The 15,490-nt window shown below is 40.6% G+C and carries 13 protein-coding genes and 1 tRNA gene; 1 reads left to right on the top strand and 13 read right to left on the bottom strand.

The features are described 5' to 3' along the window. Positions 1-69: 69 nt before the first annotated feature. From FOL01_RS02010 to mreB, 10 genes are all read right to left on the bottom strand, one after another. On the bottom strand, positions 70-2,058 hold the full coding sequence (locus FOL01_RS02010; protein WP_075269079.1) for an ABC transporter ATP-binding protein/permease: 1,989 nt from the start codon (positions 2,056-2,058) through the stop codon (positions 70-72). A gap of 172 nt (positions 2,059-2,230) precedes the next feature. After that, positions 2,231-3,037, bottom strand: coding sequence for an HAD-IIB family hydrolase (locus tag FOL01_RS02005; protein WP_075269078.1), 807 nt, complete (start codon positions 3,035-3,037; stop codon positions 2,231-2,233). A 23-nt stretch (positions 3,038-3,060) separates the two neighbouring features. Beyond that, the gene (locus FOL01_RS02000) at positions 3,061-5,592 is read right to left on the bottom strand and encodes a M1 family metallopeptidase (protein WP_075269077.1); all 2,532 of its coding nucleotides are present in this window, start codon (positions 5,590-5,592) and stop codon (positions 3,061-3,063) included. A gap of 349 nt (positions 5,593-5,941) precedes the next feature. Next, positions 5,942-6,775 (bottom strand): IS3 family transposase, encoded by an 834-nt coding sequence (locus FOL01_RS01990; RefSeq protein ID WP_083603401.1) that lies wholly within the window; start codon positions 6,773-6,775, stop codon positions 5,942-5,944. A 35-nt stretch (positions 6,776-6,810) separates the two neighbouring features. After that, the gene (locus tag FOL01_RS01985) at positions 6,811-7,296 is read right to left on the bottom strand and encodes a helix-turn-helix domain-containing protein (RefSeq protein WP_075269074.1); all 486 of its coding nucleotides are present in this window, start codon (positions 7,294-7,296) and stop codon (positions 6,811-6,813) included. A gap of 71 nt (positions 7,297-7,367) precedes the next feature. Continuing rightward, positions 7,368-7,439: transfer RNA gene (locus tag FOL01_RS01980), tRNA-Glu, on the bottom strand. Positions 7,440-7,524: 85 nt separating this feature from the next. Further along, positions 7,525-8,352, bottom strand: coding sequence for a pyrroline-5-carboxylate reductase (gene proC, locus FOL01_RS01975; protein ID WP_335673830.1), 828 nt, complete (start codon positions 8,350-8,352; stop codon positions 7,525-7,527). 93 nt (positions 8,353-8,445) lie between these two features. Continuing rightward, complete coding sequence (locus FOL01_RS01970) at positions 8,446-9,630, bottom strand: FtsW/RodA/SpoVE family cell cycle protein (protein WP_075269072.1); 1,185 nt, start codon at positions 9,628-9,630, stop codon at positions 8,446-8,448. Between the two features lie 38 nt (positions 9,631-9,668). Beyond that, positions 9,669-9,878 (bottom strand): DUF2969 family protein, encoded by a 210-nt coding sequence (locus FOL01_RS01965; protein WP_075269071.1) that lies wholly within the window; start codon positions 9,876-9,878, stop codon positions 9,669-9,671. An 11-nt stretch (positions 9,879-9,889) separates the two neighbouring features. Further along, positions 9,890-10,870, bottom strand: a complete 981-nt coding sequence (gene mreB / locus FOL01_RS01960) for a rod shape-determining protein (RefSeq protein WP_075269070.1) — start codon at positions 10,868-10,870, stop codon at positions 9,890-9,892. 197 nt (positions 10,871-11,067) lie between these two features. Here mreB and FOL01_RS01955 point away from each other — a divergent pair, with 197 nt between their 5' ends. Beyond that, a complete protein-coding gene (locus FOL01_RS01955; protein WP_075269069.1) occupies positions 11,068-12,435 on the top strand; it encodes a UDP-N-acetylmuramoyl-tripeptide--D-alanyl-D-alanine ligase in 1,368 nt (455 codons plus the stop codon). A 75-nt stretch (positions 12,436-12,510) separates the two neighbouring features. Here the strand turns inward: FOL01_RS01955 and FOL01_RS01950 are convergent, their stop codons facing one another. The 3 genes from FOL01_RS01950 to FOL01_RS01940 all read right to left on the bottom strand — a co-directional run bounded on the left by FOL01_RS01950 (position 12,511) and on the right by FOL01_RS01940 (position 15,489). Further along, positions 12,511-13,320: a Cof-type HAD-IIB family hydrolase gene (locus tag FOL01_RS01950; protein ID WP_083603400.1), complete on the bottom strand. Its 810-nt coding sequence runs from the start codon at positions 13,318-13,320 to the stop codon at positions 12,511-12,513. Between the two features lie 88 nt (positions 13,321-13,408). Next, entirely contained in the window at positions 13,409-14,365 is a 957-nt protein-coding gene (locus FOL01_RS01945) for an ABC transporter permease (RefSeq protein ID WP_075269067.1), read from the bottom strand. 2 nt (positions 14,366-14,367) lie between these two features. Then, positions 14,368-15,489 carry an ABC transporter permease gene (locus tag FOL01_RS01940; RefSeq protein WP_075269066.1) on the bottom strand — a complete coding sequence of 374 codons (1,122 nt, stop codon included), beginning with the start codon at positions 15,487-15,489 and terminating at the stop codon, positions 14,368-14,370. Position 15,490 lies beyond the last annotated feature (1 nt).

The raw sequence follows: 15,490 nt of genomic DNA, 5'->3' as shown, positions 1-15,490 counted from the left end.
TAAAAAAACACAGCTTAGCGATTGTATCGCAAACTGTGTTTCATATCATTTAAATCAATCTAATTTTCATTAATCAGCGGACAAAGCATCAATTGGGTTCAACTTTGCTGCGCGACGTGCTGGCAACAAGGCCGCCAAGAATGAAATAATTAGCGCTAATATCAAAGTCGTGACGACATTGCCGAATGAAATCTGGATCATATCAAATTTGGCAATCTTATATAAGGCTGCATTCATTATTGCTCCGATACCATAAGCTAATACGACAGATAGAACAAAACTTGCCATACCAATTAATAATGATTCTGAAGTGAATAAACGACGAATGTCTTTCTTACTCTCACCTAGCGCACGCAAAATACCAATTTCTTTCGTACGTTCTGAAACTGACATAAACATTGTCACAATAATCATCAAGGCTGAAACAATCAGTGAGATAGCCGCAATAGCAGCCAACACGTTCGTTGCCAATGTCACGATGGTATTGATCGTATCAAGAATCGACCCAACTGTAATGGCTGAATATAGACGTTTATTATCGTCGTCCTTCAACTTATTGATTGCTTTTTGGAATGGCTTAACATCGTCTGGGTTAGCTACCCGAACCGTTGCGAACATTGCGTTAGTTGGCGCCCCAGCTTCTTTATAGGCTGAACGCACTGTCCGATAATTAACAACGTTAGCTGTTCCGGCCTTGTCGGCATCGATAACACCAGATACTTTCAAATCTTTCGTGATGTTGACCGGTGTACGACCATCCTCTTTCACTGTTGTCCATGAAACCGTCATTGTCTTACCAATAACTGATTGCCAATCTTTCGTATTAAACTTCTTAGCAACCGTCTTCTTATCAACTAGGATTTCATTCTTACCTGGTACATGGCCAGCTTTAACAAGCTTCTTTTGATACGTTGCTGACCAAGTTTGCACTGTCCCTAGATTATAATCTTGATCTTGCAATTTTGATTTCACACCAGACAATTGGTAACCAGGTTGCACATTTTTCGCACCTTTAACGTGCTTAATTTGTTTCATCTGATCATCAGAAATCATCTGTTTTTCAATATCAGCTGCACCACCACCAGCACTTGCTTGACCAATGCCCGAATTTTCGTCTTCGTCATCTTGATGACGAGTAACCGTAATTGCAGTCGGATTTGCTAATGAGTTGACCTGATTATCAATATAAGCCTTTACACCATTTCCTAATCCCGAAAATAGCATAACGGCAAATAATCCAATGGCAGTTCCTAACATAATTAATGAATTACGCCAAAAACTGAAGGTCAAATGTTTATAAGCATTTCGATAAGACGCACTAGCTGGTAACGGCCGATCAGTCATCCGGTTATCGTTCTCCGGCACGTCATATGCCTCCCGCAGACGCTGGTCATCATCGATTTGACCGTCAGCCAAATGTACGATACGCGTACCGTGATCGGCAACTTCTTGTGAATGCGTAACAGCAATAACTAAGCGGCCTTCAGCAGCAATTTCATCTAAGATTCGTAATACATCAGCTGTATTCTCTGAATCCAAAGCCCCAGTTGGTTCATCAGCAATGATGACTTGTGGATCAGAAGCTAGCGCACGCGCAATGGCAACACGTTGCTTTTGTCCACCCGACAACTGATTGGGATGCTTTTTGATTTGTTCAGCTAATCCCACTCGTTCCAATAATGAAGTCGCATGTTTTACCTTCTCAGACTGTGATAGTGGTGTCATTTCTAGCGACACCATCACATTTTCCAAAACTGTTAGATGACTAATCAAATTATATGATTGATAAATATAACCAATTGTCCCGCGACGATATTCATCAAGTTGTTTTTCTTGTTTGTGATCTAGAAGTTGACCATCATTAGTCACAGACCCTTCAAACTCACGATCCAAACCACCGATGATATTCATTAGAGTTGACTTACCACCACCAGATTCACCGAGAATTGAAACAAACTCCCCTAGTTCAAAATCTAGATTGATTCCTTTTAAGACAGGAAACTCTTCTTTACCAAGATAGTACGATTTTTGTATATCTCGTAACTCTAAGTACGCCATTAATTTTCCTCCGGCTTTCATTTACGGTGCAATTTATGGTACTTAGTTTAACCTTTACAACAAACTAACGTCAAGGCAGTGAGGGCTAGCCTTTAACTTCTTTAAAATAAAAAGCACACCAATACTTACGATCAGACCTGTCATAAGCTAATGATGTGCTTCTTCTAAATATCTACATAATTTTTTCAAGGGTTTCCAAGACACCATCGTGATCACTATCTTTAGCCACCACATTGTAACCGCGACCGAATAAACGATCATCAGAATTTGGCATGATATAGACCTGACCAGCCAGTTGCATCATTTCCAAATCATTCATACCATCCCCAAAGACCGTTAAATCTTCAGGTGCTAAATCAACTTGATCAATCAACATTGACAAACTCGTCGCCTTATTGACACTTTCGGCTAAAATATCAACGGTTCCATACCCCGACGTTGTCGCATGCAATGGTAAGTTATTATCGTCAATCAAGGCAATTGCTTCTTCAGAATGAACAGGCGGGAAAATACCAGTAACACTAGTCAATGGTTCTGAGATATCAGTTAAATGATCAACCGTCGCCATATTAGGATAAACTTGTGCCATGTAGTCCTGCATATTTTCGGGTAATTGTTGTAATCCTGCCAAGTTATACATATTATCAGCAGAAAAGGCGACAACACTAATCGTTTCAAAAGTATCACTAATTAAAATCTCTTCTAATTTTTTCAGTGCTGACGCATCAATATTTCGAACATGTAACTCATCTGAACCCTTAACACGCCATGTCGCCCCATTGCCAGTAACCAAATGAATGCGGTCAACTAATTTCCCAAACTTATTACGGACCCAGTTTTCGTCACGACCTGACGCAATTGCAAACTGATCACCTCTTTTATCAAGTTGATCCAAAATGGCCGAAAAACGTGGCACATTAAATTGACGTTCTGAATTTAAAAATGTTTGATCTAAATCTGTCACAAATAAGCGTGTCATCCTATTTCTCCTTATGCAATATTTTATAGCGATGCCTTAACTGCTTGTTGAACGGCTAGCTTTTCTTCCTCAACCAACGCTACACGACTGGCAATAACATTAATATCCATTGTAATTTCACGAGTTAGTCCCGGTGTGTCTAACTTTGGCTCGAAGAAAGCTTTAAATTCTGTAAGACGTTCAGCTGTTTTAAAAATGCGAGCAGTCACCGTAATATACGTGGTGAATTCCATGTCACCACCAACCGTCTTTTCAAGCCAGGCCCAATCATCGCGAATCCAATCCCAAGCTAATTGTTGACCAGCATCGTTAGCAAGGACGCCTTTGTACCAACCACGTAAGTCTTGGGGCTTAATTGTTTCACTATCTTCAAAGTGACTAACGATTTGCTCTAGCAACGCTTTATCTGACGTCTTAGTTAATGCAGCCATGATATCACGTTGATAACCACCATCTGACGTTGTCCGATAATCAGTCAATAGTTGATCAAACAATGCTTGGCTACCATAGTGCTTAACTTCATTAGCAAGGACGATTGCCCGAATGTCAGCTGGCAATTGAACAAGCGCTTGTTGATTTTGTTGTACAAGGTCGTGAGCTGATGCCACTGCATTTTTATCTTCAGCGAACAAAGCTGCATCAGCAATCACTGGTCGACTAACTTGATCATCAATGGTCTCATTGGCCTTTTTATGCCAACCCAAACGATCGAATTGTGCCGCACTTAGTGTATCTACTAATTGTTGCAATGCTTTTTCTTCAGGAGAATCCGATGCCACAAATTTTTTCAAATTACCAACTACTTGATAAAGTGCTGTGTTCACAACACTTGATTGGCTTGTTGCAAAGCTCTTTAATAGCGGTACCACCACTGCATACGAAATTTGACGCCCTTCAGCTAACAAACGCAAATCTTGCAGCAATTGCAGTTGCGTGATAGCACTTAAGCTATCAACATGATTTAAGATATCTTGCAACAATGCTGGCTCGTAATTGACAATAAAGTGAGCAGTGTTATCAACATTTAAACGGAATGGTGTCCCAGCATTTTGTCGTAATTCTTCATAATCACCAAGTTCTAATGTCTTAGTAACCATCAGTTCTGGCAATGCTGCATAATTACTATTCAAAGGAATTTGCCATTGGCGATCTTGATCAATGCCCTCCCCAATAAAGAATTGTTCTTGCGCAAGGGTCAGTTTACCGTCAACCACACTAACATTGACCACTGGATAACCAGGCTGTTCTAGCCACGTAGCCATCATTGCTGTTAGATCAATACCAGCGGCTTTGCCAAGTGCTGCCCACAAATCTGCTCCTTTGGCATTCGCAAACTTATGTGTTTCAAAGTAATCTTTCAACCCACGGCGTAAGGCATCATCCCCAATCAATGAGCGAACCATCACTAACATACGTGAACCCTTCGCATAGACGATGGCAGCATCAAAAATAGCATCAATTTCGGCTGGCTTTTCAACTTGAACATGCACAGATTGGACACCATCAGTAGCATCACGTTGCAATGCCGAAGCTGCTTCCGACGTTTGGAATAGCTCCCAAATATGCCAATCTGGTTGTAAGGCATCAATTGCCACGTACTCCATCATGTTGGCAAAACTTTCATTTAGCCATAAGTCATCCCACCACTGCATCGTCACTAAATCACCAAACCATTGGTGAGCTAGCTCATGTGCAATAACAGTTGCCACACGTTGCTTCATCTCTACCGAGGCATTATCTGCATCAATAGCTAGGTAAGCTTCACGGTAAGTTACTAAGCCCCAGTTTTCCATCGCTCCAGCAGAAAAATCTGGCAAGGCTAATTGCCATGAATGTGGCAGAGGATATGGTGTTTGATAATAATCCTCATAAAACTCAATCGAACGTTTTGCAATATCTAAGGCAAAATCTAATTCGGCTGGTTGATGAGCTTTTGTCGAAAACACCCCAATCTTCACACCACTGTTAGTCTCAGTTAACTTACTCTGCATCTCACCAAAGGCAAAGGCAACTAAGTGGGTTGACATCTTAACCGTTTGGGCAAAATAGTGAACACCGTCAACGACACGTTCCTCAGGCATATTTGCGATAATCGTCTCATTTTCATGCTCATCATATTTAATCGCCAATGAGAAAGTTGCTTTAGCAGCAGGTTCATCAATACTTGGAAATGCTTGACGGGCAGCAGTTGTTTCAAATTGTGTCCCAATTAATTGCTTTCTTTGACCATCAATTTGGTAGTATGAAGGATAAATACCCATCATCGTATCTGTCAATGGCGCTGTATAATCAACCACGATGGTTATTTCACCCGGCTCCGGTACAGTAAACGTCAGTGTCTCATCCGTATCGTTAGTCGTCGCAATGACTGTCTGACCATCAACGGTGACATTATTGATCGATAAGAACTTTTGGTTTAAAGTAATCGCCGTTTGTGTTGCAGATCCTTTGATCGTTGTTTTACCAGCAATGACTTTTGTTTCTCGATTAATATCTAAATAAATATCATAATGAGTTGGTCGAAATACGTCGACCAAGCGCTGTCCTTCTACCATAAATCCCTAATCCCCTTTTATGTATCGCTCAATATCAAATTGATTGATAATATTTTAGCTGCTTTCATTTTATCATAGAGTTATGGTAAGTGTACTCGCTGATTGTCTACGCAGAGCGTGACCTAAAACGTCTTGAAGTCGGTTGTAACGTGGTTTGCGACATTTTTGGCCGTAGCCAACGCGTAGGACAAGAATGGCGTAAACCTCGTTACATTGAGACTTCAGTTTTAGGGAGCGCGTTTATACAGAGCGTGAACAAAGACGCCTTGAAGTCGTTCTTTTCACATTACAAACAAAAAAGGACTGACAGAAATCTGTCTGAACTGAACCCCAAAAATTGGAGAGAAGTTTAAGCAACTAGCTGGTCGGAAAGACTTCGGTATTGAACCGGAGTTTTTCCGGCCAGCTTTGTTTTAATCCGCTTATTGTTGTAGTAATAGATATAATTATTGACGGCAGACTTCAGCTCGTCATAGTTTTGATAATGGTTATTATGGACAGTTCCTACCTTCAAGATATGAAAGAAGCTCTCTGCCATAGCATTATCTAGACAGGTCGCTTTGCGACTCATACTTTGAAACACATGGTTGTTCTGCAAACGTGAGACATATTCATAATTTTGATACTGGAATCCCTGGTCAGAGTGAATCGTCAAACGGTAATTTAATTTGGGCCTAGTATTTAATAGTTCATCCAGTGGTTTCGTAACGAAATCAACGGTTGGATGAAGATCAATATTCCAAGTGAGAATCTCACCACTATAAACATCAATATAGGCCGTAAAATATGCTCGTTCAGATACTGTTCCAGAACCCCAACGCATTTCAGTAACATCTGTGAGCACTTTCTGATAAGGTCGGTCTGTTATAAATCGACGTTTAACACGATTTGGTGCAATACGACCAACTGTTCCGACATATGAATTGTACTTACGAGTTATTCGGTTAAATGCAGTACAAAGAATACCGTTCATTTTCATGATTTTCAATACAACCTTATGGTTGGTATTAAACCCTTGGTTATGCAATTCCTGAGTGACACGACGGTAACCATAATCGGGATTTTCATTACGAACTGCAGTAATGGCATTAATCAAATCACGAGGATATTCTTTATATGCTCGCTTGCAAGCATCATAGTAGCCACTACTAGACATTTCTGCTACTTGAAGAATTAATTTCAATTTACATTTCAATTCCTGCCTTAACACAGTAATTACTACCGCTTTGTCTTGGTTTGTAATTTCTTTTTCTCTTGTGCTAAGGCCTCGAGTTTTTCCAGATAGGCTACCTTAATACGCAGTAATTCATTCTCTTCTTCAAGTTTCTTAATTTTATTATCTTCTTGCTTAGTCATAATCTTTTTCCGCCTTTTCTTATTAGATTTCAGGCGCCCAGATTCCAGTGCTCTTTCCCATTGCCAAATGGTAGCTGGGGTACGAATATGAAATTTCTTAGCAGTTACCGGAAGCGAAGCTTTGTGCTCAAGGCGCCATTTAATTACCTTGATTTTAAAGGAATATTGATAATTTGTCTTACTTTGACTAGCGTTGTTTAACCCATAGATACCAAGCTCCTTGATGTTAGTAACCCAGTTACGAATGGTGTCTGTTCCTTTAATACCAAACTTTTTCCGTATTTTATAAGGCGGAATACCTTGTAGGTACATCGTGACTGCTTCAATTTGTACTTCTTTTGAAAACATAGTAAAACCCCGTAAGTTTTGGAAATTACTCCAACTTACGGGGTTCAGTTCAGTCAGTCCTTTTAACTTGATAGCTCATCAGGGAGTCGAACCCTGGATGCCGGTGTGAAAAACCGGAGTCTTAACCGCTTGACCAATGAGCCAATATCATTTCGTTGCCTCAACAACATAAATAATAATACCAGCTTCGTCAGACGTTTGCAACCCTTTTTTCACAAAAAATATAATTTATTCAAATTCCGCATTTTTAGCCATTGTTGCCGTGATGGTATCTAACACTAATTGGTTTAGTCCACCTTGCGTTAACACATCAAAGCCAGCTGCAGTTGAACCACCAGGTGTCATAACTTCATTAGCCAAATCCAACGGTGCTTTCTTAGCCTGGGTCATATGTTGCGCAGTCCCAGCCACCGTTTGTTCGGCTAGTTTAGCAGCCACTTCTTCATCCAAACCTTTTGCTACCCCGGCTTCTTTGAATGCCTCAGTAAATGCGGCCACAAAGGCTGGACCAGAGCCAGCAATCGCGCTCGCAGCACCAAATTGTTCTTCCGTTAACTCATCCGTACGGCCCAACTCCAAGAACAAGGCAGCAACGGCACCTTTGACGTCGGCATCAACCTGCTCATCAAATGCCAAAGCTGTATAACCATACTTAACAGCAACATTCACGTTAGGCAAGGCTCGCGTAACCACCACTGTATTACCTAATGCTTTGTGTAACTGCTCTAATGAGATACCACCCAAAACCGACGCAACAATAACACTTGGCTTAATTAAAATACCTGGTTGTAACTCACGAGCAACAGCTGCTAACTGATCTGGTGGTGTTGCTAGAACGACCAAATCAGATGCTAGCCATACTTCCAAAGCTGAAGATTTAGCTTCAATGTGTAAATCGTCGGCCACTTTTTGACCAGCATGTGGTGAATAAACGACCTGTTGAATTTCTTGATTACCTGACCATCCTTTAATCATGGCCTGTGCCATATTACCTGCACCAATAAATCCGATAGTTAGCATGTGACATCCCTTTTTAATAATAATTACATTTATCATAACATAGCAATAATAAAAAAGAGTCGAACAAAAGTTTTGCATGCTGCAAGCCATCAATATGGTACAGTCAGCCTTTTGTTCAACTCTTTTATTTTATGAAAAGCCTTCACGCTCAGATAGCGAGAAAGACTTATTATGATAACGCATTGACATAATTAATCCGACACCAATCATATTACCAATCAGTGCAGAACCACCTTGCGAAATAAATGGCAATGGAATTCCAGTTAGTGGCACCAATCCGATGTTCATACCAATATTTTCAAAAATATGGAATAACAACATCATGACAACCCCAGTGGCAATATACGCATAGAATTGATTTGATGAATCAAAAACAACTTGAATGATTTGATAAATCAACAAGAAATATAAAATCAGTAGCAAAACGCCGCCAACGAAACCAAAGTTCTCACCAATGACTGAGAAAATCATGTCGGACTCACGAACAGGCACATTAACATGTGAGACGTTAAAGCCAGTTCCGGTAACTCCGCCAGATCCGATTGCCTTCATTGACTGCCATAATTGATAGGCACCATTTGAAGTATCATTTTGTGGATTCAACCACGCATCCACACGCGTAAATTGGTAAGCTTTAAAGCCAATTTGTTCAAGTAAATGACGTCCCCAAGTTTGCGTAACGAACAAAATCGCGACTGAACCAAGTGAACCGACAATAGCAATAATTGGTCCTAAATATAACCATGATAGACCTGATACCAAAGTCATCCCAAATACTACGGCAATAAAGACTAAGTTAGTTCCAAAATCACTACCATTTACAATCAAAACTGGTAATGTCCATAAGATGATTTTCCACAACAAGCGCCAATCTGACTTCATGGTGTGATCAGGATTTGAAATATTATGATCAGTAATTACGCGAGCCAACAGAATAATGAAGGCCGGCTTCATTATTTCAGCAGGTTGAAAAGTAATCGGTCCCAGAGCAAACCATTTTCCACCTGTACTAGCATAATAAGATTTCGAGTAGAAAAATAGAACCGCAATCATCAGTACCATGCCGACAGCAAACGCATAAGGTGCGATTCGCCATAACTGTTCGGAATCAAACTGCATGATAATCATGACACCAACGATACCAACGACATAATAGGCTAATTGCAGTAGCACCATTCGTGTCACATTAACACTAGCATCATGCGTTCCAGCGACATACAACGACGCTAAACCAATCAATGCCAACATCAAAACCACGAAAATGATCGACCAGTCTATTTCACCACCATCTTTTGAGAAAAAACGTTTTAGCATGTTTCCCCCTTATTTTATTGGTTTATTTATTCGATTAATTAATGGTGCAAATTAAATTCTGCAAGTAAACTTGCGACTGCATCATCAAAATTATCTGCTGTTGTTTGATGACCATCAGCAAACGTTACAACAAGTGGTGAATTCTTTTCATCAACCGTTCCTAACGTTACCTTATTAATCATCACTTCTGAGACGCTATCATCTAATTCATTAATTTCGACAGCAACTGGTTTGTTTTTTCGTGACATATTTACCTTCCTTAATTTGCATGCATGTGAGCAAGTAACATTCCTGCTCCCTTAGCAACGTTGTCTAGTGGCTTTTCTGAAATCATAACTGGTACACCGAGATGTTGCGCAATCAACTTGTCAACACCACGCAATAACGCACCACCACCCGTTAGTACAATACCACGGTCAATAATATCTGATGCTAATTCTGGTTGAATTCGTCCCAAGACTGCATGAGCTGCTTCAACGATTTGCGTTAATGTATCATGCATTGATGCCTCAACCTCATTCGCATTTAGCGTCACCGTACGTGGCATACCAGTAAAGCTATCACGACCACGAACTTCCATCTCTTCTGGTTCGTCTAAGGGTGTTGCGGTACCAATTTGAATTTTGATTTGTTCAGCTGTTCGCTCACCAATCATCAATCCATGATCTTTTTTCACCATGTTGGTAATATCAGCATTCATTTTATCACCAGCAACGCGAATCGATTCAGAAGTAACGATATCCCCAAGCGAGAGCACAGCGATATCTGTCGTTCCACCACCCATATCAATGACCATTGATGCGATTGGCGAAAAAATGTCCAATCCAGCACCTACTGCCGCAACTTTGGGCTCATATTCCAAATAGACCTTACCACCACCAGATTTTTCAGCTGCCCCAATAATAGCCTTTTTCTCAATGCTAGTGATGTTAGTTGGCGCACAAACCATAATATTTGGTCGTGACATGACACCTTTGACATTTAATTTTGACATAAACCGTGACAACATTGCCTCAGTCATATCAAAATCCGAAATAACCCCATCTTTTAACGGACGAACGGCTCTTATATTACCTGGCGTACGACCGACCATTTGGTAAGCTTCCGTTCCAACAGCCAAAATTTTTTCTGTTTTTGTATCGATTGCCACTACGGAAGGTTCATTTAGAATAATGCCTTCCCCATCAACATAAATCAGCACATTTGCCGTCCCTAAATCAACGCCGATTTCCTTGGCCATGAAATTCACCTCTTATTTTTTATCGAGCAAGTTCTTTCTTGAACAAACCCGTCCAAACTTTCTAATTACTATCTTTAATAGTATAAACCATACACCAAAAAAAATCTTGAAAAATCCATAACCGTTATCTTTGTTTGCCGGTCCTTACTGAACAAGGTAAAATAAAAGAAAAAACGTTTACAAAGGACATAAAACTAATGAAGCTAACTCTAAAAGAAATGGCAACCATTTTAAATGCGCCAATAAAAAACGAGGCCGATGTCACTGTTACGAATACCACATTCGATTCGCGCAAAGTCAAACCTGGCGATCTATTCATACCTTTAGTGGCCGATAATGATGGTCATCAGTATGTTGATGCGGCTAAAAACAATGGGGCAACAGTGGCCTTATGGCAAGCTGACCATAAAGATGTCCCAACCGATCTACCAGTCATTATTGTTTCCGATACCTTGGCAGCCTACCAACAATTAGCAAGCCACTATCTTGCCCAAGTCGATCCGCTAGTTGTTGCAGTTTCTGGTTCAAATGGTAAAACCACAACGAAAGACTTTATTGCCGCCATCGGACAAACAAGTTATAAAACTGTTAAAACACCCGAAAACTTCAATAATGAAATTGGTGTGCCGCAGACCATTCTGTCTATGCCTACCGATACCGAACTACTAGTGATTGAAATCGGCATGGACCATCCTGGCGATTTAACTTTCCTATCAAACCTCGTCAAACCAGACATCGCCCTACTAACAATGATTGGTGAAGCACATATTGAATTTTTCAAGACACGTGCACGCATCGCTGACGGTAAAATGGAAATCATCACTGGTTTGAAAGAAAATGGTCACTTAGTATTTAATGGGGATGAACCTTTATTGCTTGAACGTGTCGGCCAGCATCCCCACTTATTACGCGATTCATTCGGACTAAACAGCACCAACGATTTATTTGCTAGTGACATTGACATGACCCCCTTGCAAGCAAGTTTCACGACTAACCAAAGCACCCAACGGTTCATCATTCCAATGACGGGACGTTACAATGTAACCAATGCGCTTTCTGCCATTACGGTCGGTCATTTACTACACATCTCAGATGAAAAAATTGCACAGGCACTAGTTGAAGCACCAATTACGGAAAATCGTACTGAGTGGTTAGACGGCCAGTTTGGTGGTAAAATTCTGTCTGATGTTTATAACTCTAATCCAACCGCCGCTAAAGAAGTGCTCCATTTCTTTGCCGATACGCCAACTCAAGGTAAGCGCATTGCCGTTTTAGGTGACATGCTACAACTTGGTGAAGCTTCACCAGTATTACATGCTAGCCTGATTGAAAGCCTTGACCCAACCAAAATTGCCCATGTCTATTTAGTTGGTGAAGAGATTTCACCACTTGAGGATGCCTTAAAACCGCTTTACCCAGCTGGTACAGTTAAGCGATATGCAATCAATGATGCAGACAGATTACTAAAGGACCTGCTAGCTGATTTGACACAAGATGATGAAATTATGCTGAAAGGTTCACATGGCGTTCATCTAGAAAATATCGTCGCGCAACTTAAAAAATAACTTAATAAAGTTAGCAGTTACTTAAAAAAAGGCCGCCAATCTAACCAGTTACTGGTAGATTGGCGGCTCTTTATTTTACCGCAAGTCAAAGTATTGCTTTAAATAAGCAGCCACGCCATCTTCATTATTTGTTAGTGTTTCAGCATTAGCGACTTGTTTAATTTGAGGAATCGCATTCCCCATAGCAACCCCCACCCCGGCTTGTGCAATCATTTCAAAATCATTTTCTTCATCACCAAATGTCATCACATTATCCAATGTCTCACCAAAGTGCGCCATCAGCTGCGACAATCCATGGGCCTTGTTGACATTATTTGGCAAGAATTCCAACAATTCCGCACGCGAAGGTACGATATGCAACAGATCAGTCAATTCAGTAGGCATTTCTTTACGCACACGCTGAACAACTTCTGCCGGTGCCGCGCACACTGCTTTCCCAAACGCGCGATCCGCCGGTAGTTCATCAAATGAAATATCAGCAAATGGCAACACCGCACCCATTGATGATTCATAATCAGATTTGCCTAATGTAACGATTGAATAAACTTTATCAGCACCAATCACATCAATCGGATAGTGTCGTTGCTCCGCATCCTGATACAGAGCAGCAACTTCTTGTTTACCAATGGTAGTCTGCGCTAAAATACGTTGCGTTTGATTATGTCGAATCAAACCGCCATTAAATGTAATGGCATAATCCGTTGGCTCAAATAATTCCAATTGTGTTAATAATCTTTGAATACCTTGAATAGGTCGTCCGGTACATAAAACGATACGTTTGCCCATTTTATGTAGTTGTTTCAAAACACGTTCATTTTCCGCTGAAATTTCTTTTGCAGAATTCAATAATGTATTATCTAGATCTAGTGCAATTGTCGTAATCATCATTAGCCACCTTTTTTTAGTTATGGATACATCTATTATAGCAACAAAAAAGACCAGAACTTTTTATTTTGTTCTAGCCTAGAAGTTTTTAAACTGATTTGATGTAATTGATTCCATCCGCTGCTGGTGCCTTTGATTTAGCAAAGAAAATAACTAATATCAAAATCGTTAGCACATAAGGTGCAACTTGTAGGTAAACAGCTGGAATTTGGTTAATAACTGGTAATTGCGCACCGACGATGGCCATTGACTGTGAAAAGCCAAAGAATAGCGCAGCTCCCATGGCACCAATTGGATTCCAGCGACCAAAAATCATCGCTGCCATTGACATATAACCTTGTCCAACAATGGTTGAAGCAGAGAAATTACCAGCAATTGATTGCGCAAATAATGCACCACCAATACCACCAAGGACACCGGAAATTAGCACACCAGAATAGCGTAGCGTATATACCTTCAACCCTAACGTATCAGCTGCTTGTGGGTTTTCTCCTACAGAACGTAAGCGCAATCCAAAACGTGTTTTATATAGTAACCACGATGCCACAAAGGCGATAAAAATTGCTACCCAAGCGGTTGATGATGTTTTTGTAAACAAAATTGGACCAATAAAAGGTATCTTGCTTAAACCTGGTACGTTCCAGTAACCAAAGTTTTGTGAAATCATTGAAGTCTGTCCCTTACCATACATCAACTTAATGATATAAACACCAAGCGCTGGTGCCATCAAGTTCATGACCGTACCTGAAACAATATGATCAGCACGTAAAGTCACCGTCGCTACCGCGTGAATCAATGAGAAAATCAGACCAATAACAGCACCGGCAATTAATCCTAACCAAGGTGTCGCACTACCAAATTGGTCGGCAAAACTCAAATTAAAGACAACCCCTGCAAAGGCTCCCATAATCATCGTTCCTTCAAGACCAACGTTAACAATACCCGCGCGTTCTGAGAAAGTACCACCCAATGCGGTAAAAATCAAAGGTGCCGAGTAAACCAGTGTACTTGAAATCACTAATTGTAAAATTGTTTCCACACTCATGATTACTTTGCCTCCTTTTGAGCAGCTTTTGTTGCTTTATTCTTTTTCTTCTTATCTTTATCCTTCGAATCGTCCTCATCTAACTTAACTAAAATTAAACGAATCAGATAATTGGCACCAATGAAGAAGATAATCGAAGCTGTCACAACTGAAACCAATTCAGTCGGAACACCTGTTGCTAACGGCATTCCCAAACCACCAACAGACAAAACGGAAAACAAAAAGCCGGCAAAGATAATACCTAAGAATGAACCCGAAGCTAACAATGCAACAGCCATACCGTCATAACCAACTTGCGGTGCTGCTGATTGTGAAAAGATATTTAGGTAAGTTCCCAATCCTTCAGTCGCACCCGCCAAACCAGCTAACAATCCAGAAATTGTCATCGCTGTAATCGCATTGCGCTTAGCTGACATACCTGCATAGCGGGCGGCATTTGGATTTAACCCAACGGCTCGAATTTCAAAACCAAGGGTCGTACGTTTCATAACAAACCAGATTGCAAACAACGCAATCAACGCAATAAGAAAACCGATATTTAAACGCGACCCACCTGTTAGGTTCGACAAGAAATCCCAACGTAATGAATCAGATGCATCTAATGTTTTCGTCATATCGGTTGTCGCCATCATCTTATTAGGTAATCCTTGCACGATCGCATTACCACCATATAAAGCAATATAATTCAGCATAATCGTTGTAATAACTTCCGAAGCACCAAACTGAGCACGCAACCATCCTGGAATAAAGCCCATGATAGCCCCACCAAGTGCACCGATAATTACAGCAACTGGAATTAAAATCCAAGGATTCATGCCTTGATTTGCCAACACAAACCAGGTTGATGCAATCCAACCGACCCAAACTTGACCAGAAAGTCCAATGTTAAAGAATCCGGCGGCCTGAGCCACCAAAAATCCTGCTGCTGTTAGTATCAATGGTGTCATCGCTCGTAAGACTTCACCAATATTTAAAGATGAACCAAGGGCTGACTGAATTAAACTGATATAACCTGTAACGGGGTTAAATCCTGATACAAGCATAATAATCGCACCAACCAGTAACCCAAAGAAGACTGCCAAGGCAGCGACGAGACCAGTACTATATGAATTAATTTTATTCACG

It is taken from the genome of Weissella thailandensis, from assembly GCF_001932615.1.
GTDB classification, from domain to species: Bacteria; Bacillota; Bacilli; order Lactobacillales; family Lactobacillaceae; genus Weissella; species Weissella thailandensis.
The sequence above is the reverse complement of the archived record's forward strand: the minus strand, read 5'-3'. Positions and strand labels throughout refer to the sequence as shown.